At 60.6% G+C, this 17,624-nt stretch carries 14 protein-coding genes and 4 tRNA genes; 4 read left to right on the top strand and 14 right to left on the bottom strand.

Annotated elements, in window-relative coordinates; all coding sequences use genetic code 11:
- Window positions 1-59: 59 nt before the first annotated feature.
- The 4 genes from leuB to leuC form a co-directional block, all read right to left on the bottom strand.
- Window positions 60-1,142 (bottom strand): 3-isopropylmalate dehydrogenase, encoded by a 1,083-nt coding sequence (gene leuB, locus KSS91_RS09660; RefSeq protein ID WP_007975659.1) that lies wholly within the window; start codon window positions 1,140-1,142, stop codon window positions 60-62.
- 66 nt (window positions 1,143-1,208) lie between these two features.
- Window positions 1,209-1,976, bottom strand: coding sequence for a class I SAM-dependent methyltransferase (locus KSS91_RS09655; RefSeq protein WP_217837744.1), 768 nt, complete (start codon window positions 1,974-1,976; stop codon window positions 1,209-1,211).
- 144 nt (window positions 1,977-2,120) lie between these two features.
- A complete protein-coding gene (gene leuD / locus KSS91_RS09650) occupies window positions 2,121-2,765 on the bottom strand; it encodes a 3-isopropylmalate dehydratase small subunit (RefSeq protein WP_217837743.1) in 645 nt (214 codons plus the stop codon).
- Between the two features lie 10 nt (window positions 2,766-2,775).
- Complete coding sequence (gene leuC / locus KSS91_RS09645; RefSeq protein WP_007975655.1) at window positions 2,776-4,194, bottom strand: 3-isopropylmalate dehydratase large subunit; 1,419 nt, start codon at window positions 4,192-4,194, stop codon at window positions 2,776-2,778.
- A 148-nt stretch (window positions 4,195-4,342) separates the two neighbouring features.
- On the opposite strand from leuC, the gene KSS91_RS09640 reads away from it, so the two are divergent.
- Together KSS91_RS09640 and KSS91_RS09635 are read left to right on the top strand one after the other, a co-directional pair.
- A complete protein-coding gene (locus KSS91_RS09640; RefSeq protein ID WP_217837742.1) occupies window positions 4,343-5,233 on the top strand; it encodes a LysR family transcriptional regulator in 891 nt (296 codons plus the stop codon).
- Between the two features lie 67 nt (window positions 5,234-5,300).
- Window positions 5,301-8,579, top strand: coding sequence for a PAS domain S-box protein (locus tag KSS91_RS09635; protein ID WP_217837741.1), 3,279 nt, complete (start codon window positions 5,301-5,303; stop codon window positions 8,577-8,579).
- 141 nt (window positions 8,580-8,720) lie between these two features.
- Here the strand turns inward: KSS91_RS09635 and KSS91_RS09630 are convergent, their stop codons facing one another.
- The 10 genes from KSS91_RS09630 to gltX all read right to left on the bottom strand — a co-directional run bounded on the left by KSS91_RS09630 (window position 8,721) and on the right by gltX (window position 14,715).
- Window positions 8,721-9,167, bottom strand: a complete 447-nt coding sequence (locus KSS91_RS09630) for an Hsp20 family protein (protein WP_095965286.1) — start codon at window positions 9,165-9,167, stop codon at window positions 8,721-8,723.
- 131 nt (window positions 9,168-9,298) lie between these two features.
- Complete coding sequence (locus KSS91_RS09625; RefSeq protein WP_217837740.1) at window positions 9,299-10,258, bottom strand: tRNA dihydrouridine synthase; 960 nt, start codon at window positions 10,256-10,258, stop codon at window positions 9,299-9,301.
- A gap of 170 nt (window positions 10,259-10,428) precedes the next feature.
- Window positions 10,429-10,878: an acyl-CoA thioesterase gene (locus KSS91_RS09620; protein ID WP_217837739.1), complete on the bottom strand. Its 450-nt coding sequence runs from the start codon at window positions 10,876-10,878 to the stop codon at window positions 10,429-10,431.
- A 48-nt stretch (window positions 10,879-10,926) separates the two neighbouring features.
- On the bottom strand, window positions 10,927-11,760 hold the full coding sequence (locus KSS91_RS09615; protein ID WP_217837738.1) for an alpha/beta fold hydrolase: 834 nt from the start codon (window positions 11,758-11,760) through the stop codon (window positions 10,927-10,929).
- A 30-nt stretch (window positions 11,761-11,790) separates the two neighbouring features.
- Window positions 11,791-12,330 (bottom strand): TetR/AcrR family transcriptional regulator, encoded by a 540-nt coding sequence (locus KSS91_RS09610; protein WP_102701165.1) that lies wholly within the window; start codon window positions 12,328-12,330, stop codon window positions 11,791-11,793.
- Window positions 12,331-12,515: 185 nt separating this feature from the next.
- Window positions 12,516-12,591: transfer RNA gene (locus KSS91_RS09605), tRNA-Glu, on the bottom strand.
- 80 nt (window positions 12,592-12,671) lie between these two features.
- Window positions 12,672-12,747, bottom strand: a tRNA-Ala gene (locus KSS91_RS09600).
- 53 nt (window positions 12,748-12,800) lie between these two features.
- A tRNA-Glu gene (locus tag KSS91_RS09595) sits at window positions 12,801-12,876 on the bottom strand.
- A 79-nt stretch (window positions 12,877-12,955) separates the two neighbouring features.
- Window positions 12,956-13,031: transfer RNA gene (locus KSS91_RS09590), tRNA-Ala, on the bottom strand.
- Between the two features lie 202 nt (window positions 13,032-13,233).
- A complete protein-coding gene (gltX, locus tag KSS91_RS09585; RefSeq protein ID WP_015095906.1) occupies window positions 13,234-14,715 on the bottom strand; it encodes a glutamate--tRNA ligase in 1,482 nt (493 codons plus the stop codon).
- Window positions 14,716-14,945: 230 nt separating this feature from the next.
- On the opposite strand from gltX, the gene KSS91_RS09580 reads away from it, so the two are divergent.
- Both KSS91_RS09580 and KSS91_RS09575 read left to right on the top strand, forming a co-directional pair.
- Window positions 14,946-16,034, top strand: a complete 1,089-nt coding sequence (locus KSS91_RS09580; RefSeq protein ID WP_217837737.1) for an HlyD family secretion protein — start codon at window positions 14,946-14,948, stop codon at window positions 16,032-16,034.
- Window positions 16,024-17,574, top strand: a complete 1,551-nt coding sequence (locus KSS91_RS09575; protein ID WP_007978668.1) for an MDR family MFS transporter — start codon at window positions 16,024-16,026, stop codon at window positions 17,572-17,574. Before KSS91_RS09580 ends, KSS91_RS09575 begins: the two co-directional genes overlap by 11 nt.
- The last annotated feature ends 50 nt before the right edge of the window (window positions 17,575-17,624 follow it).

Genomic DNA, 17,624 nt, shown 5'->3' with positions numbered 1-17,624 from the left:
ACACCTTCTTGAAATGTGGGCCGCTGCCTTGTCTTGAATTTGGCAGCGGGCCCGAGAGATTACAGATTCCGCAGCGCGGCGACTACTGCGTCACCCATTTCCTGCGTACCGACTTTAGTGCAACCGGCCGACCAGATGTCACCCGTGCGCAAGCCCTGATCGAGCACCAGGCTCACGGCTTTCTCGATGGCGTCGGCGGCAGCCTGCTGATTGAAGCTGTAACGCAGCATCATCGACACCGACAAAATGGTCGCCAGCGGGTTGGCAATGCCCTTGCCCGCAATGTCCGGCGCCGAACCGTGGCACGGCTCGTACATGCCCTTGTTGTTGGTGTCCAGGGACGCCGACGGCAGCATGCCGATGGAACCGGTGAGCATCGAGGCCTGGTCGGACAGGATGTCGCCGAACATGTTGTCGGTAACGATCACGTCGAACTGCTTCGGTGCACGCACCAGTTGCATGGCGGCGTTGTCGACGTACATGTGGCTCAGTTCGACTTCAGGATAATCCTTGGCCACCTGCTCAACCACTTCACGCCACAACTGGCTGGACGCCAGTACGTTGGCCTTGTCCACCGAGCACAGCTTCTTGCCGCGCACCATGGCCATGTCGAAGCCGACACGGGCGATGCGGCGGATTTCGCTTTCGCTGTACGGCAGGGTGTCGTAGGACTGACGCTCGCCGTTTTCCAGGGTACGGGTACCACGCGGTGCACCGAAGTAGATGCCGCCGGTCAGTTCGCGAACGATCAGGATGTCCAGCCCGGAGACGATTTCCGGCTTCAGGCTGGAAGCCTCGGCCAGTTGCGGGTACAGGATCGCCGGACGCAGGTTGCCGAACAGGCCCAGTTGTGCGCGGATTTTCAACAGGCCGCGCTCAGGGCGGATGTCACGCTCGATGGTGTCCCATTTCGGGCCGCCGACCGCACCCAGCAATACGGCATCGGCCGCGCGGGCACGCTCCAGGGTTTCATCGGCCAAAGGCACGCCGTGTTTGTCGATGGCCGCGCCACCGATCACGTCGTGGCTCAGCTCGAAGCCCAGAGAGAACTTGTCACTGGCCAGTTCCAGCACCTTGACCGCTTCGGCCATGATTTCCGGACCAATACCGTCACCTGGGAGAATCAGAATCTGCTTGCTCATGCTTTCCTCATGTCATCAGTCGGTGCACCCACGGGGCGCTCCCGGAAAAACTCTATCGATCGCTACCTATCTTTCTACAAACAGTACCAGCACATCGGTACTGAACGAACCATCGGCCTCAATCTCAAAATATTCGCGTACTTCATGACCTATCGACTGCTGCAACTGGCGGATCGCCGCGCGCATCACTTCAGGGGTGCGCATGCGCTCGACCCAGCTGTTGTACTCCAGGCGCAAGCGCTGACGGGTGGTACTGCGGGTGTGCAACCCCGCCTCACTGACCTGGCGCAGCCACTCACCGGCGGAATAATCGCGCACATGGCTGGTGTCACGCAGCACTTCGACGCTTTGCAGGTAAGTGTCGAACAACGGACTGCCCGGTGACAACACGTCGACAAATGCCGCCACGCCACCGGGCTTCAACACCCGGCGCACTTCCCGCAGAGCCACGCCCAGATCGCTCCAATGGTGCGCCGAATAGCGGCTGAAGACGAAATCGAATTCGCCATCGGCGAACGGCAGGCGCTCGGCGGCACCGTTGACCGTGGACACATTGCCCAAACCCCGGTCAGCAGCGGCAGCCGTCACCACATCGAGCATCTGTTGCGACAGGTCGTAGGCCACGACCTCCCTGACCAGCGGCGCTACGTGGAAACTCACGTGACCGGCGCCGCAACCCAGGTCCAGGACCCGGGCATCGCCCTGCCCCGCCAGTTCAGCCTGTAGCAGCGCGAATTCGGTGCCTTGAGCGTGGACGGCGCTGCTCAGGTAGGCGGCTGCCTGTTCACCGAATTGCTTTTGGACTACCTGGCTGTGCTGGGCGGTGCTGGTCATGGGGACTTCCTTTTTGGGGTGAGTCTTGGGGTGTCTGTTCTGGCCTCATCGCGAGCAAGCTCGCTCCCACAGGTTTTGTGAACGCCGCAAATCCAATGTGGGAGCGAGCTTGCTCGCGATGGCGTCATTACGCCTTACGCAAAATCACGCGTCGCGAAACAACCAGGGCTGGCTCGCACGGTGCTTGGCCTCAAACGCTGCAATCGCATCACCGTCCTGCAAGGTCAGGCCGATATCGTCCAGGCCGTTGAGCAGGCAATGCTTGCGGAACGCGTCGATTTCAAAGCTCAACACCTTGCCGTCAGGGCGGGTCACGGTCTGGGCTTGCAGATCGACCTGCAACTGATAACCCGGATTGGCCTCGACCTGCTGGAACAGTTCGTCGACTTCCGCATCGCTCAGGATGATCGGCAGCAAGCCATTCTTGAAGCTGTTGTTGAAGAAGATGTCGGCATAGCTCGGCGCGATGATGCTGCGGAAACCGTACTCTTCCAGCGCCCACGGCGCGTGTTCACGACTGGAGCCGCAACCGAAGTTCTCACGGGCCAGCAACACGCTGGCGCCCTTGTAACGCTCGGCATTGAGGACGAAGTCCTTGTTCAGCGGACGCTTGGAGTTGTCCTGGTACGGCTGCCCCACATCCAGGTAGCGCCATTCATCGAACAGGTTCGGGCCAAAACCGGTGCGTTTGATCGACTTCAAGAACTGCTTCGGAATGATCTGGTCGGTGTCGACGTTGGCACGATCCAAAGGCGCGACAAGTCCAGTGTGCTGGGTAAAAGCTTTCATGCTGCGCTCCTTAAATCAATTCACGGACGTCGACGAAACGACCGTTTACGGCAGCGGCCGCGGCCATGGCCGGGCTGACGAGGTGGGTACGGCCACCGGCGCCCTGACGGCCTTCGAAGTTACGGTTGGAGGTCGAGGCGCAATGCTCGCCACTTTCCAAACGGTCCGGGTTCATCGCCAGGCACATCGAGCAACCCGGCTCACGCCATTCGAAACCGGCTTCGAGGAAAATCTTGTCCAGGCCTTCCGATTCAGCCTGAGCCTTCACCAGGCCCGAACCTGGAACGACGATGGCCTGCTTGATGGTCGAGGCCACTTTGCGGCCCTTGGCGATCACCGCTGCGGCGCGCAGGTCTTCGATCCGCGAGTTGGTGCAGGAACCGATGAACACGCGGTCGAGCTGGATGTCGGTGATCGCCTGATTGGCGGTCAAACCCATGTACTTCAAGGCACGGACGATGGAATCACGCTTGACCAGGTCCATTTCCTTCGCAGGATCCGGCACGTTCTGGTCGACCGCCAATACCATTTCCGGCGAGGTGCCCCAACTGACCTGCGGCTTGATTTGCGTTGCGTCGAGCTCGACCACGGTGTCGAATCTGGCGTCGGCGTCGGACACCAGGTCTTTCCAGGCTTCGACGGCCAGGTCCCACTCCGCGCCTTTCGGAGCGAACGGACGACCCTTGACGTATTCCACAGTCTTTTCGTCTGCAGCCACCAGGCCCACGCGAGCGCCGGCTTCGATGGCCATGTTGCAGATGGTCATGCGGCCTTCCACGGACAGGTCGCGAATCGCGCTGCCGGCGAATTCGATGGCGTGGCCGTTACCGCCGGCGGTGCCGATCTTGCCGATCACGGCGAGCACGATGTCCTTGGCGGTCACGCCGAACGGCAATTGGCCTTCGACGCGCACCAGCATGTTCTTCATTTTCTTGGCGACCAGGCACTGGGTGGCGAGCACATGCTCGACCTCGGAAGTGCCGATACCGTGCGCCAATGCGCCGAATGCGCCGTGGGTCGAGGTGTGGGAGTCGCCGCAGACCACGGTCATGCCCGGCAAGGTGGCGCCCTGCTCCGGGCCGATGACGTGGACGATGCCCTGGCGAACGTCGTTCATCTTGAATTCGACAATGCCGTATTCATCGCAGTTGTCATCGAGGGTCTGGACTTGCAGGCGCGAGACCTGGTCAACGATGGCGTCGATGCCACCCTTGCGCTCCGGGGTGGTCGGTACGTTGTGGTCCGGGGTCGCGATGTTGGCATCGATGCGCCATGGCTTGCGCCCGGCCAGACGCAGGCCTTCAAAGGCTTGCGGCGAAGTCACTTCGTGGATGATGTGACGGTCGATGTAGATCAGCGCAGAGCCATCGTCGCGCTGCTTGACCAAATGCGAATCCCAGAGCTTGTCGTAGAGCGTTTTGCCGGCCATCAGACGGTTTCCTCATCAGCTTGTTTCTATGCCCCGGGCCCTGAAGTGCTCAATAACCCTTTGGCTTGTGAGGCTGATCCTATGGGGTTACATTAAATAACTCAAATTCATATTTTTTATACTTTGGATAACCAACTGGAATACGAACATGGACCTGGCCAACCTCAATGCTTTTATTGCCATTGCCGAGACCGGAAGTTTCTCCGGTGCAGGTGAACGGCTGCACCTGACCCAGCCGGCCGTCAGCAAGCGCATCGCCGGACTGGAGCAGCAATTGAAGGTGCGGCTGTTCGATCGCCTGGGCCGTGAAGTGGGTTTGACCGAGGCCGGGCGCGCCCTGCTGCCACGGGCCTATCAGATTCTCAATGTGCTGGATGATACGCGCCGCGCCCTGACCAACCTCACCGGCGAAGTGACCGGCCGCCTGACCCTGGCCACCAGTCACCACATCGGCCTGCACCGCCTGCCACCCTTATTAAGGGAATTCACCCGACGCTACCCGCAAGTGGCGCTGGATATTCAGTTCCTCGATTCGGAAGTGGCCTACGAGGAAATTCTCCATGGCCGCGCCGAACTGGCAGTCATCACCCTCGCACCGGAGCCCCACACACTGGTCAAGGCCACGCCTGTGTGGGACGACCCGCTGGATTTCGTGGTCGCCCCGGAGCATTCACTGCTCGACAACGGCAAGGTCAGCCTGGCAGACATCGCCCGACACCCGGCGGTATTCCCCGGCGGCAACACCTTTACCCACCACATCGTGCAACGGCTGTTTGAAGCCCAGGGCCTGACGCCAAACATCGCCATGAGTACCAACTACCTGGAAACCATCAAGATGATGGTCTCGATCGGCCTGGCCTGGAGTGTCTTGCCGCGCACCATGCTCGATGACCAGGTGGCACGCATACCTTTGCCGGGCATACAGCTCACTCGCCAGCTAGGCTATATCCTGCACACGGAAAGGACGCTGTCGAATGCTGCGCGGGCCTTCATGGCCTTACTGGACGCTCAACTCGATCTGCCAGGGACTCAAGGCTAAGTTGTGCTACTCCTATAGAGCCGCGAATGCCTGCAACAAACGCCCAACACCAGCCCAAGGCTTGCCAATGCCGAAATCTGTAGACCGTATTCCGCCGATGCCGCGTATCCAGGCAATTGATCCGAAAAGCTCCGAACAGAGCTGGGAAAGCGCCTCGCAATTGCTGGCCGCGCTCAACGGTGCGCGCCTGGGCGCCTGGTATTGGGACATCGAACGCGGGAAGATCAGTTGGTCCCGGGGCACGCAGGCGCTGTTCGGCTTCGATCCACGGCAACCGCTGCCCCATGACCTGGAATACCTCGACCTTCTACCCCCAGAGGATCGCGCCAAAACCGTTCGTGCCTTTCATGCGGTCATTGGCGGCGCGCCACTGGAGCAGGCCATGCACCACCGCATCCGCTGGCCCGACGGCAGCCTGCACTGGCTGGAAATCAGCGGCAGCCTGTTGCCGGACAAGCATGGCCGGCCGCGGATGATTGGCGTGATCCGCGAGATCACTCACCAGCGCCAGCGTGAGCAGGCCTTGAGCAGCTCGGAAAAACGCTTCGCCACCCTGTTTCACCTGTGCCCGAACATGGTTCTGCTGACCCGCCAGGAAGACGGCCTGATTACCGAAGCCAACCAGTATTTCGAAAGCCTGTTCGGTTGGCCTGTGCAAAACGCGATCGGCCGCACCACCCTGGAACTGGGGCTGTGGGTGCACCCCGAGCAACGGGCCGAACTGGTCAAGGCCACTAAAGCCAAGGGCGACGTGGTGAGCATGGAAGTGCAGTTTCGCGCCAGCAACGGCCAGATCCATGACGGCATCCTCAGTGCGCAAAAAGTCGAGCTCGAAGGCCAGCCCTATCTACTGAGCACCTTCCTCGACACCACCGAACGCAAAGTCGCCGAACATGCCCTCAAAGACAGCCAGGAACGCCTCGACCTGGCCCTGGATTCGGCGCAACTCGGGACCTGGGACTGGCACATTCCCAGCGGCATGCTCTACGGATCGGCACGGGCCGCCCAACTGCACGGTCTGGAAGCCAAACCCTTTCACGAATCCTTCGACGCGTTTTTCGAAGGCGTACCCGGCGAAGAGCGCGACACCATGCGCGACGCCTACCGCAGCCTGCGCGAAGGCCCGGCCGGCAACTATCAATTGACCTACCGCGTGCAATTGCCCGACGGCAGCTCACGCTACCTGGAAAGCCGCGCCCGCCTCTACCGCGATGACAACGGCGTGCCGGTGCGCATGGCCGGCACCTTGCTCGACATCACTGACCAGGTGGAGCGCGAACAACGGCTGGTGGCCTCCGAAGAAAAATTCGCCACGCTGTTCCAGGTCAGCCCCGATCCGATCTGCGTCACCCACCAGGACAGCGGCCAGTTCATAGAAATCAACTCCAGCTTCACCCAGACCTTCGGCTGGAGCGCCGCCGATGTGATCGGCCGCAGCGCCGACGAAATCGGTCTGTGGGACGCGTCAGCGAAAAGCCTGCGACGGATCGAACAAGTGATCCGCGAACAAGGCCTGAACAACGTCGCCATCCTCGTCCAGCACAAGGACGGACAGGCCCTGACCTGCGTGATTTCCAGCCGCCAGATCAGCGTCGGCGACCAGGCCTGCATCGTCACCACGCTGCGAGATATCACCCAGCAACAACGCTCGGAAGCGGCGCTCAAGGCCAGCGAAGAGAAATTCGCCAAGGCCTTCCACTCCAGCCCCGACGCCATCACCATCACCGAGCGCGACACCGGCCGCTATCTGGAGGTCAACGACGGTTTCTGCCGCCTGACCGGCTACCGCGCCGAAGAAGTGGTGGGGCGCACGGTGTACCAGGTCGGGATATGGGCGGAAGAAAAACAACGCTCGGCGCTGCTGGCCGAATTGCAGATCAAGGGCCGGGTTCATCACCAGGAAATGCTCGGGCGCAACAAGCGCGGCGAACTGCTCACCGTCGAAGTCTCGGTGGAACCGATCACCCTCAACGAAACTGCCTGCCTGCTGTTGACCGCGCGGGACGTGAGCCTGCTGAAAAACGCCGAAGCGCAGATTCGCCATCTGGCCTACCACGACCCACTGACCAACCTGCCCAACCGTGCCTTGCTGATGGACCGCCTGAGCCAGCAGATCGCCCTGCTCAAACGGCATAACCTGCGCGGCGCGCTGATGTTCCTCGACCTCGACCATTTCAAGCACATCAACGACTCCCTCGGGCACCCGGTGGGCGATACCGTGCTGAAAATCATCACCGCGCGCCTGGAGGCCAGCGTGCGCATGGAGGACACCGTTGCACGCCTGGGTGGCGACGAATTCGTGGTGCTGCTCAGCGGTCTCGAAGGCTCGCGCAGCGAAGTCAGCGATCAGGTTCGGGAACTGGCCGACACCATCCGCGAACTGCTGTCCGAACCGATGTTCCTCGACGGCCAGCGCCTGCAAGTGACGCCCAGTATCGGCATTGCGCTGATCCCCGATCACGGCTCGACCCCGACCGACCTGCTCAAGCGCGCCGACATCGCGCTCTATCGCGCCAAGGACTCGGGGCGCAATACTGCGCAGATGTACCACAACACCATGCAGAAGGCCGCGAGCGAACGCCTGCGCATGGAAACCGACCTGCGCCTGGCTCTGTCCCGGGGCGAGTTTCGCGTGCATTACCAACCCCAGGTCGACGCCCGGGGCGACCGCATCGTCGGCGCCGAGGCTCTGGTACGCTGGAATCACCCGGAACTCGGCGCGCAGTCACCCACCGAGTTCATCAAGGTGCTGGAAGACAGCGGACTGATCCTGGAGGTCGGCACCTGGATCCTCGACGAAGCCTGCCAGGCCTTCAAGAAACTGATCGACCGAGGCTTGGTGAACCCGTACAAATTCAGCCTGTGCGTGAATATCAGCCCGCGCCAGTTCCGCCAGAACGATTTCGTCGAACGCGTTGAAAACAGCCTCGCCACCTATGGGCTGCCCTGCACGTTGCTGAAGCTGGAAATCACCGAAGGCATCGTGATCCAGAACCTGGAAGACACCATCAGCAAAATGCGCCGCCTGAAAAAACTCGGCGTGAGCTTCGCCATGGACGACTTCGGCACCGGCTATTCCTCGCTGACCTACCTCAAGCGCCTGCCGGTCGACACCCTGAAAATCGACAAGTCATTCATCCGCGACGCCACCAGCGACCCGAACGACGCCGAGATCATCCGCGCCATCGTCGCCATGGCCCGCAGCCTGGATTTGAAAGTGATTGCCGAAGGGGTGGAAACAGCGGAGCAGCTTGAGTTCCTGCAGGGGCTGGAGTGTCACTTCTACCAAGGGTATTTGCACAGCCCGCCGTTGCCGGTGGAAGAGTTCCAAAAACTCCTGAAGTGACGCGAACCCTGTAGGAGCTGCCGAAGGCTGCGATCTTTTGATCTTAAAATTCAAAATCAAAAGATCGCAGCCTGCGGCAGCTCCTACAAATGGCACAGGCACAAAAAAGGGCGCCAAAGGCGCCCTTCTTCCTGCCCGGACTCAGTGTTGCAGAGCCGGTTTTTGCGCCCCGTTGATCGGGATGCGCTTGGCTTTCGCCTCTTCCGGAATCACCCGCAGCAGGTCGATGCTCAACAGACCGTTGCTCAGGCCGGCCGCCTTGATCTCGATGTGATCCGCCAGACGGAAGGACAGCTTGAACGCACGCTGGGCAATACCCTGATACAGATAAGTGACGTCTTCGTTTGCGTCGCGTTTACCGCCACTGATGGTCAGCACACCCTTCTCGACTTCGAGCTCCAGGTCTTCTTCCTGGAAACCAGCCGCTGCGATGACAATACGGTACTGGTCGTCGCCATGTTTTTCCACGTTATAGGGTGGATAGCTGCTGCCTGGTTCGTTGCGCAGGGCGGTCTCGAACAAGTCGTTGAAACGGTCGAAACCTACCGAGGACCGAAACAGTGGGGCCAGGGAAAATGTAGTAGCCATGATTCAAATCTCCTGAAAACAATCAGCAAGGTTTTTTGTCTCCGCGACCCGAATTCGGCATCGCGTAACCCTTAGATAGGGACCGCTGATTGCATTTCAAGAGCTTATTTTCTACTTTTTTTAAAACAGCCTCAGGCGGCTTCAGCCACCGGCAGCCCCAACAAACGCGAGACATTATCCAGTTCGATCTCACGACGCAGGACGGTGAACAGCTCTACCGCCTCGGGATAATTGCGGGTCAGCATCGCCAGCCATTGCTTCAGGCGACCCGGCGATTGGCGTGGCGTCATCTGCGCCTTGGCTTGCAGCCAGAAGTCCTGGATCAGCGGCAGCAGCTCGTTCCAGGTCATCTCCACGACCTCTTCACCGGCCCGGGCAGCGGCGATCTGCCTGGCCAGATCGGGGCGCGAAACCAGGCCGCGACCGAGCATGATGTCTTCCACGCCACTGATCTCGCGGCAACGGCGCCAGTCTTCGACGCTCCAGATATCACCATTGGCGAACACCGGCACCTTGACCACGTCCTGCACCCGCGGGATCCACTCCCAGTGAGCCGGCGGCTTGTAGCCATCGACCTTGGTCCGCGCGTGCACCACGATGTGTTCCGCACCGCCTTCGGCCAGGGCCGTGGCACACACCAGCGAACCGTCCGGGCTGTCGAAGCCCAGGCGCATCTTGGCGGTGACCGGAATGTGCGCGGGGACGGCACGACGGACGTGCTCGACGATCTGGTTGAGCAGCTCGGGCTCCTTGAGCAGGACCGCACCACCACGGGATTTGTTGACGGTCTTGGCCGGGCAGCCGAAGTTCAGGTCGATCACTTCGGAACCCAGCTCGCAAGCCAGCGCGGCATTTTCCGCCAGGCACACCGGATCGGAACCGAGCAGTTGCACACGCAGCGGCACGCCGGAGGCGGTCCGGGCACCGTTGAGCAGCTCCGGGCCGAACTTGTGGAAATAGGCAGGCGTCAGCAACTGGTCGTTGACCCGAATGAACTCGGTCACGCACCAGTCAATACCACCCACGCGGGTCAGCACATCGCGCAGGATGTCGTCGACCAACCCCTCCATGGGCGCCAAAGCAATTTGCATGAAAAACACACTCGAGGAAAAACGTGCGGCAGTTTACTGGGTTTCAGAGAAAATCTGCAGAACATCGCAAATCCAATGTGGGAGCGGGCTTGCTCGCGAAAGCGTCGTGTCAGCCAACATTTAATTTGCTGACACACTGCATTCGCGAGCAAGCCCGCTCCCACAGGAAATCAGGGTTGTACCAACTCCTGCGCTTTAATCGCCGGGCCATAGCCTTCGATGAACTCCGTCGGCATGCGCTTGGGTTTGCCGGTGGACAGCTCGATGCAGACGAACGTGGTTTGCGCGCGCAGCAACGTTGCATTGTCGCTGGGGCGGATCAGCTGGAAGTGTCGGGTCATTTTCAGGCGCTGATCCCAATCGACGATCCAGGTCGCCAATTGCAACTCATCGCCTTCGTAGGCCGCTGCCAGGTAATCGATCTCGTGGCGCACCACCGCCATCGCCCGGTCCAGCCGCCGGTATTCGACCAGATCCAGGCCAAGGCGTTGGGAGTGGCGCCAGGCGCAGCGCTCGAGCCAGGTCACGTAGACTGCGTTGTTCGCGTGTCCCAACCCGTCGATGTCCTCGGCGTCCACTTGCAGATCAATGATAAATGGCGTTTCCCGATCCCAGCCCATGCCCCACTCCCGGTCAGATGATTTCGACCGGCGCAGTGTAACGGAAGCTCAAGCGGATTGGCGTGATTGCAGACTGCGACCGGCCAGCAGTGATAACACGCCATCAATCACTCGGGGGTCGGCCAATACGCGCTGATGACCACCCTCTTTCAAACGCAGCAAGCGACTGTCGAACCACGCTTCGTGGATCAATTGCGACTCGCTGACCGGGACGAAGGTGTCATCTTCGGCGTGAACGATCAGGCCGGGCATATCGAGTTGATAGTGCGCGACATCCAGCATCGCGGCGCGCATGCCGACATCATTCTCCACCTGGCGAATGAACGCCGAGCGAGCCTTCGGCGGCAGCCCCACATAACGGGCGAAACCACGCAGCACGCCGAGAATCCGAGCCGGGGCGGCAATACTCACCAGGGTTTCGGTACGCAGGCCCAACTGGATCGCAAGCATGGCACTGGCGCCGCCCATGGAGTGGCCGATGACCGCTTGCAACGGAGGCAGTTCGGAAGCGGCTTCAAGCATGGCGCGAGCGAACAGCACCACATTCGCTTCTCTGCCCGGTGAGCGACCGTGGGCCGGACCATCCAGGGCGACGACCGAGTAACCGGCATCGACCAGCGCGGTGATGAGGCTGGCAAACTGCGTCGGCCGACCTTCCCAGCCGTGCATCAGCAGCACGGCCGGCCCCTGCCCCCAACGCAGCGCCGAAAGACCAAACCGCAGGGTAATGCGCTCGGATCGCGCCAACAGCGGCAGTTCCCAGTCACGGGGCGGCAGGTCCCGCGGTGTCATGAAGGCCAATCGCATTTTGCTAGCGACCAGTTTCGGGGCAAACCAGCCCAAGGTGCCATTAACGCCACGAACCCACTTTAACGCGCTCATCGCATTCTCCTCAGGCCGCAGCCTTCAGGGTCAACGCACTGCCGATTTGGCGGCGCGCAGTAATCGATCTGACAACTCTCCCGGCCCCAGCGCCCGCGCCAGAGCCAGCCCACCCACCATCAAGGCCATATCGGCCAGGGCTTTTTCGGTTTCTTCAGGACTGGCCGCCAACTGCGCGACCATCAATTCCACATGTTCATTCAGGGCGACACGAAACGCTTCCGGCAGCCGCCCCAACTCGCCGACCGATGCCGGGATCGGACAGGCCGATTCGGAGGAGTCACGGTGCTTGCGCGACAGATAGAACGCAGCCACCAGCGCGCGACGCTCTTCACCGGTCAACTCCGCGTCCATGTCGGCAATCAGGTCGCGGCGGTGACCGAGCAATTGCTTGAACGCCTCGAGCATCATCGCGTCCTTGCTTTCGAAGTGTGCGTAGAAGCCGCCGACCGTCAGGCCCGCCGCCCCCATCACTTCGCCCACGCTTGGCTCGGCCGGGCCGCGCTGAATCAGCGCTGCGCTGGCAGCCTTGAGGATGCGTTCGCGGGTCTGAGCTTTTTTATCGTTCATCGTTGCCTCCGAATATTACGATTGAAATATTATTCTCATAATAAATTTTAGCAAGTCATGGGTGTGACCGCTGGTCTGAAGAACAGTTTTTTTGGAAATGGAGGAATTTGGCCAAACGCCAGACAAACAAAAGGGCCATTCAATAATTGAATGACCCTTATAAAATCCCGCAGAGCGGGTAATCGTGGCGTCCCCTAGGGGACTCGAACCCCTGTTACCGCCGTGAAAGGGCGGTGTCCTAGGCCACTAGACGAAGGGGACACAAACCCTTCTATACAATTGATCAGTGCTGAGAGCTGATCGATTCAAGGCCGGTGTGGCCAGACCTTGAACTGTAAAATTGGTGGAGCTAAGCGGGATCGAACCGCTGACCTCCTGCATGCCATGCAGGCGCTCTCCCAGCTGAGCTATAGCCCCGGATTTTTCGCCTCGCGGCGGAGCGACATCTTGCAACATCGCTTCTGTAAAACTGGCGTCCCCTAGGGGACTCGAACCCCTGTTACCGCCGTGAAAGGGCGGTGTCCTAGGCCACTAGACGAAGGGGACGCAAACCCTTCTATACAACTGATCAACGCTGAGTGTTGATCGCTTCAAGGCCGGTGTGGCCAGACCTTGAAGTGTAAATTGGTGGAGCTAGACGGGATCGAACCGTCGACCTCTTGCATGCCATGCAAGCGCTCTCCCAGCTGAGCTATAGCCCCTCATCGTTGATGTCATCGCTGAGGACGGGGCGAATCTTAAGGGCGTATCGAAAGCCTGTCAAACTTATTTTTCAAAAAATTTAAAATTTTTTGTCGGCATAACAACCACTTACCGCCCTCCCCCCGGAAATTCGGGAGGTTTACACGCAACGCAGACCTGCAGGAGCTGCCGACGGCTGCTCCTGCAGGGAATCAGGAGCGCTTAGGCGATAGCGCCCAACAGCTTTTCCCACTCTTTGTTTTCTTTCTTCGACACACCGCCCAGCAGGTCGATGGCCTGGCGCAGACGGAATCGGGTCAGGTCCGGCCCGAGGATTTCCATCGCATCGAGCACCGACACCGAACTGGCCTGGCCGGTGATCGCGGCAAACATCAGCGGCATGGCATCTCGCAGCTTCAGCTCCAGGGATTCGACTACGGCCTGAATGGTCGCGGTGATGCTGTCCTTCTCCCACTGACGCAGGCTTTCGAGCTTCCACAGGATCAACTGCATCAACTGACGGACCTGATCACCCGACAGTTTCTTGGATTCGAACAGCTTGGCATCCGGATTCACGCCACCGGCAAAGAAGAACCCGGCCAGTGGTGCCACCTGGCTGAAGGTTTCGACCCGGCCCTGTACGTGCGGCGCGATCTTCATCATGTATTCGGCGTTGAACGCCCACTTCTGCACGCGCGCGGCGAACTCTTCCACCGGCAGGTCACGCAGCCATTGGCCGTTGAGCCAGGACAGCTTCTCGATGTCGAAGATCGGACCGCCGAGGGACACGCGCTTGAGATCGAAGTGGTCGACCATTTCCTGCAACGAGAACTTCTCGCGCTCGTCCGGCATCGACCAGCCCATGCGCCCCAGGTAGTTGAGCATCGCTTCCGGCATGAAGCCCATGCGCTCGTAGAACGTCACCGAGGTCGGGTTCTTGCGCTTGGACAGCTTGCTCTTGTCCGGGTTACGCAGCAGCGGCATGTAGCACAGCTCCGGTTGTTCCCAGCCGAAGTACTCGTAAAGCAGGATCAGCTTCGGTGCCGATGGCAGCCACTCTTCGCCACGCAATACATGGGTGATGCCCATCAGGTGATCGTCGACCACGTTGGCCAGGAAGTACGTCGGCAGGCCGTCGGTCTTCATCAGGACTTGCATGTCCATGCGGTCCCACGGGATTTCAACGTCGCCACGCAGCATGTCCGGCACCACGCAGACGCCTTCGCTCGGCACCTTCATGCGGATCACATGGGGTTCGCCAGCGGCCAGGCGGCGGGCGACTTCTTCCTTGGACAGCAGCAGCGCGCGGCCGTCGTAACGCGGGGTTTCACCGCGAGCCATTTGCTCGGCGCGCATCTGGTCCAGCTCTTCGGCGGTGCAGAAGCACGGGAAGGCATGCCCCATGTCGACCAGTTGCTGGCAATACTTCTGATAGATATCGCCACGCTCGCTCTGCCGATACGGACCGTGCGGGCCGCCGACGTCCGGGCCTTCGCTCCAGTCGATCCCCAGCCAGCGCAAGGCGTCGAAAATCTGCTGCTCGGACTCACGGGTCGAACGCAATTGGTCGGTGTCTTCGATCCGCAGGATGAACTCACCGCCGTGCTGCTTGGCAAAGCAGTAGTTGAACAAGGCGATGTAGGCGGTACCTACGTGGGGATCCCCGGTAGGCGATGGCGCGATGCGAGTGCGGACGGTGGTCATGGCATGTCTCGAAAAGAAAAAAAGCGAAGTTCAAACTAGGCGCGAATGGTAACAGGCGACACCCGCCCGGCTCCAGCGAACAGGGCATTTAAGCCAAGGTTGCGTCTGTAACCCCCCTATGACGCGGTGAATGGCCGAATATCCACCGACGGCATTTACCACTTATCGGCTGTATGCCAGATTTGCCTGCTGATAACTTCCCTTACAATTTCTCGACTACAGTTTGCCTCATGCCTGCCCAACTCAAGCGTCGCCTCTTTATATTCCTGCTGATGGTCTTGTTGACTGCCGGGGGCCTGTTTGCCCAGTGGTTCTTCAAGGGGCGCTTTTATGAAAGCACCGACAACGCTTATGTCCAGGGCGAGATCACCCGTGTGTCGAGCCAGTTGGGCGCGCGCATCGACCAGGTGCTGGTGCAGGACAACCAGCATGTCGAGAAAGGCCAGTTGCTGATCAAACTCGAAGGCGACGACTTCCGCCTCGCTGTCGACCGCGCCAATGCCGTCCTGGCCACCCGCCAGGCCGAGCGCCTGCAAGCCCAGAGCAAGCTGACCCAGCAGGCCAGCCTGATTGCCGCCAGCGAAGCGCAAGTCGCGTCCAGCCAAGCCAGCCTGGGCCGCTCGCAGATCGACCTGACCCGCGCCGAGACCTTGCGCAAACCCGGTTATGTCTCCGAAGAGCGGGTGACCACCCTCTCTGCCGAATCCCACATTGCCCGCTCGCAAGTGGCCAAGGCCCAGGCCGATGCGCAAAGTCAGCGCCAGCAGGTCAACGCGCTGACCGCCGAGATCAAACGCCTCGATGCGCAGATCGCCAACGCAAAAACCGACCTGGCCCAGGCCGAACTGAACCTGACCCGCAGCGAAATCCACGCCCCCATCAGCGGCCTGATCGGCCAGCGTGCCGCCCGCGAAGGCCAATACGTGCAGGCCGGCGCTTACTTGCTGTCGATCGTGCCTGACGAAGACATCTGGATTCAGGCCAACTTCAAGGAAACCCAGATCGGCCACATGCAACCCGGCCAGGAAGCCGAACTGACCTTCGACGCCTACAGCGACACGCCGATCAAAGCCCGTGTCGACAGCCTGTTCGCCGCCTCGGGCGCGCAGTTCAGCCTGCTGCCGCCGGACAATGCCACGGGCAACTTCACCAAAGTCGTGCAACGGATTCCGGTAAAACTGACCTTCGCCGCCGACAACCCGCTGCGCGGCAAGATCCGTCCGGGCATGTCGGTGACCGCCAAGGTGAACATCAAGGACGCCCCTGAAGATGTCACCCCCAAAGTGAGCCACAAAGCCGCCGCCGACGATGGCCGGTGATCAACTGATCCGCCCGGTCGGCGAACCGACCCGGCGGGACTGGATCGCGGTGATGAGCGTGATGCTCGGCGCCTTCATGGCGGTGCTGGACATTCAGATCACCAACTCCTCGCTCAAGGATATCCAGGGCGCGCTGTCGGCGACCCTGGAGGAAGGCTCGTGGATTTCCACCTCCTACCTGGTGGCGGAGATCATCATGATCCCGCTCACCGCCTGGCTCGTGCAGTTGCTGTCGGCGCGACGCCTGGCGGTGTGGGTGTCCCTCGGATTTCTCGCGGCCTCCCTGCTCTGCTCCATGGCCTGGAGCCTGGAGAGCATGATCGTGTTCCGCGCCCTACAAGGGTTTACCGGCGGTGCGCTGATTCCACTGGCGTTCACCCTGACCCTGATCAAGCTCCCGGAACACCACCGCGCCAAAGGCATGGCCATGTTCGCCATGACCGCCACGTTCGCGCCCTCCATCGGCCCGACCCTCGGCGGCTGGCTGACGGAGAACTGGGGCTGGGAGTACATCTTCTACATCAACATCCCGCCCGGCCTGATCATGATCGCCGGCCTGATGTACGGCCTGGAGAAGAAAGAAGCGCACTGGGAATTGCTGAAAAGCACCGACTACGCCGGCATTCTCACCCTCGGCGTCGGGCTCGGTTGCCTGCAGGTATTCCTGGAGGAAGGCCATCGCAAGGACTGGCTGGAATCCAGCCTGATCGTCACCCTGGGCAGCATCGCGCTGGTCAGCCTGATCACCTTTGTGATCGTGCAGTTTTCCAAACCCAATCCGCTGATCAACCTCGGTATCCTCGGCAACCGCAACTTCGGCTTGTCCAGCATTTCCAGCGTCGGCATGGGGGTCGGGTTGTACGGCTCGATCTACCTGCTGCCGCTGTACCTGGCGCAAATCCAGAACTACAACGCCCTGCAGATTGGCGAAGTGATCATGTGGATGGGGGTGCCGCAGCTGTTTCTGATCCCGCTGGTGCCCAAGCTGATGAAGTTCGTCTCGCCAAAATGGCTGTGCACATTGGGCTTCGGGCTGTTCGGGTTGGCGAGCTTCTCTTCAGGCGTGCTCAACCCGGACTTTGCCGGGCCGCAGTTCAATCAGATCCAGATCATCCGCGCCCTGGGCCAGCCGCTGATCATGGTCACCATCTCGCTGATCGCGACGTCCTACATCCTGCCCCAGGATGCAGGATCGGCATCGAGCCTGTTCAACATCCTGCGCAACCTCGGCGGAGCCATCGGCATCGCCCTGCTCGCCACGCTGCTGGATGCGCGGACCAAGGTTTATTTCGATTACCTGCGTGAATCCATCGTACCGAGCAATCCGCAGGTGGCCGAGCGCATTGCCTCACTGACCGACCGGCTGGGCAGTGAAACGGCGGCATTGGGCAAACTCAGCGAGATCGCGCATCAGCAGGCATCGATCATGGCCTACAACGATGCGTTTCATTTTGTCGGGATTGCGCTGGGGATCAGCATGCTGGCGGTGTTGCTGACCCGGAAATTGCCGGCGGGGTTGAAGGCTGGGGAAGCGCACTAATTGATATTTGCAGTACCCTGACCGGCCTCATCGCGAGCAAGCTCGCTCCC

Origin of the sequence: Pseudomonas azerbaijanorientalis (genome assembly GCF_019139795.1) — a bacterium.
Taxonomy (GTDB): domain Bacteria; phylum Pseudomonadota; class Gammaproteobacteria; order Pseudomonadales; family Pseudomonadaceae; genus Aquipseudomonas; species Aquipseudomonas laurylsulfatiphila.
Note: the sequence above shows the minus strand (reverse complement) of the source record. Positions and strands in the feature narration are given on the sequence as shown.

Excerpts from the sequence above, each read along its gene's own strand:
- KSS91_RS09635 (WP_217837741.1), top strand. The coding sequence starts at position 5,301 with ATGCCGAAATCTGTAGACCGTATTCCGCCGATGCCGCGTATCCAGGCA.
- leuC (WP_007975655.1), bottom strand. The coding sequence starts at position 4,194 with ATGGCCGGCAAAACGCTCTACGACAAGCTCTGGGATTCGCATTTGGTC.
- leuD (WP_217837743.1), bottom strand. The coding sequence starts at position 2,765 with ATGAAAGCTTTTACCCAGCACACTGGACTTGTCGCGCCTTTGGATCGT.
- KSS91_RS09655 (WP_217837744.1), bottom strand. The coding sequence starts at position 1,976 with ATGACCAGCACCGCCCAGCACAGCCAGGTAGTCCAAAAGCAATTCGGT.
- KSS91_RS09580 (WP_217837737.1), top strand. The coding sequence starts at position 14,946 with ATGCCTGCCCAACTCAAGCGTCGCCTCTTTATATTCCTGCTGATGGTC.
- KSS91_RS09620 (WP_217837739.1), bottom strand. The coding sequence starts at position 10,878 with ATGGGCTGGGATCGGGAAACGCCATTTATCATTGATCTGCAAGTGGAC.
- leuB (WP_007975659.1), bottom strand. The coding sequence starts at position 1,142 with ATGAGCAAGCAGATTCTGATTCTCCCAGGTGACGGTATTGGTCCGGAA.
- KSS91_RS09575 (WP_007978668.1), top strand. The coding sequence starts at position 16,024 with ATGGCCGGTGATCAACTGATCCGCCCGGTCGGCGAACCGACCCGGCGG.
- gltX (WP_015095906.1), bottom strand. The coding sequence starts at position 14,715 with ATGACCACCGTCCGCACTCGCATCGCGCCATCGCCTACCGGGGATCCC.
- KSS91_RS09615 (WP_217837738.1), bottom strand. The coding sequence starts at position 11,760 with ATGAGCGCGTTAAAGTGGGTTCGTGGCGTTAATGGCACCTTGGGCTGG.
- KSS91_RS09610 (WP_102701165.1), bottom strand. The coding sequence starts at position 12,330 with ATGAACGATAAAAAAGCTCAGACCCGCGAACGCATCCTCAAGGCTGCC.
- KSS91_RS09640 (WP_217837742.1), top strand. The coding sequence starts at position 4,343 with ATGGACCTGGCCAACCTCAATGCTTTTATTGCCATTGCCGAGACCGGA.
- KSS91_RS09630 (WP_095965286.1), bottom strand. The coding sequence starts at position 9,167 with ATGGCTACTACATTTTCCCTGGCCCCACTGTTTCGGTCCTCGGTAGGT.
- KSS91_RS09625 (WP_217837740.1), bottom strand. The coding sequence starts at position 10,258 with ATGCAAATTGCTTTGGCGCCCATGGAGGGGTTGGTCGACGACATCCTG.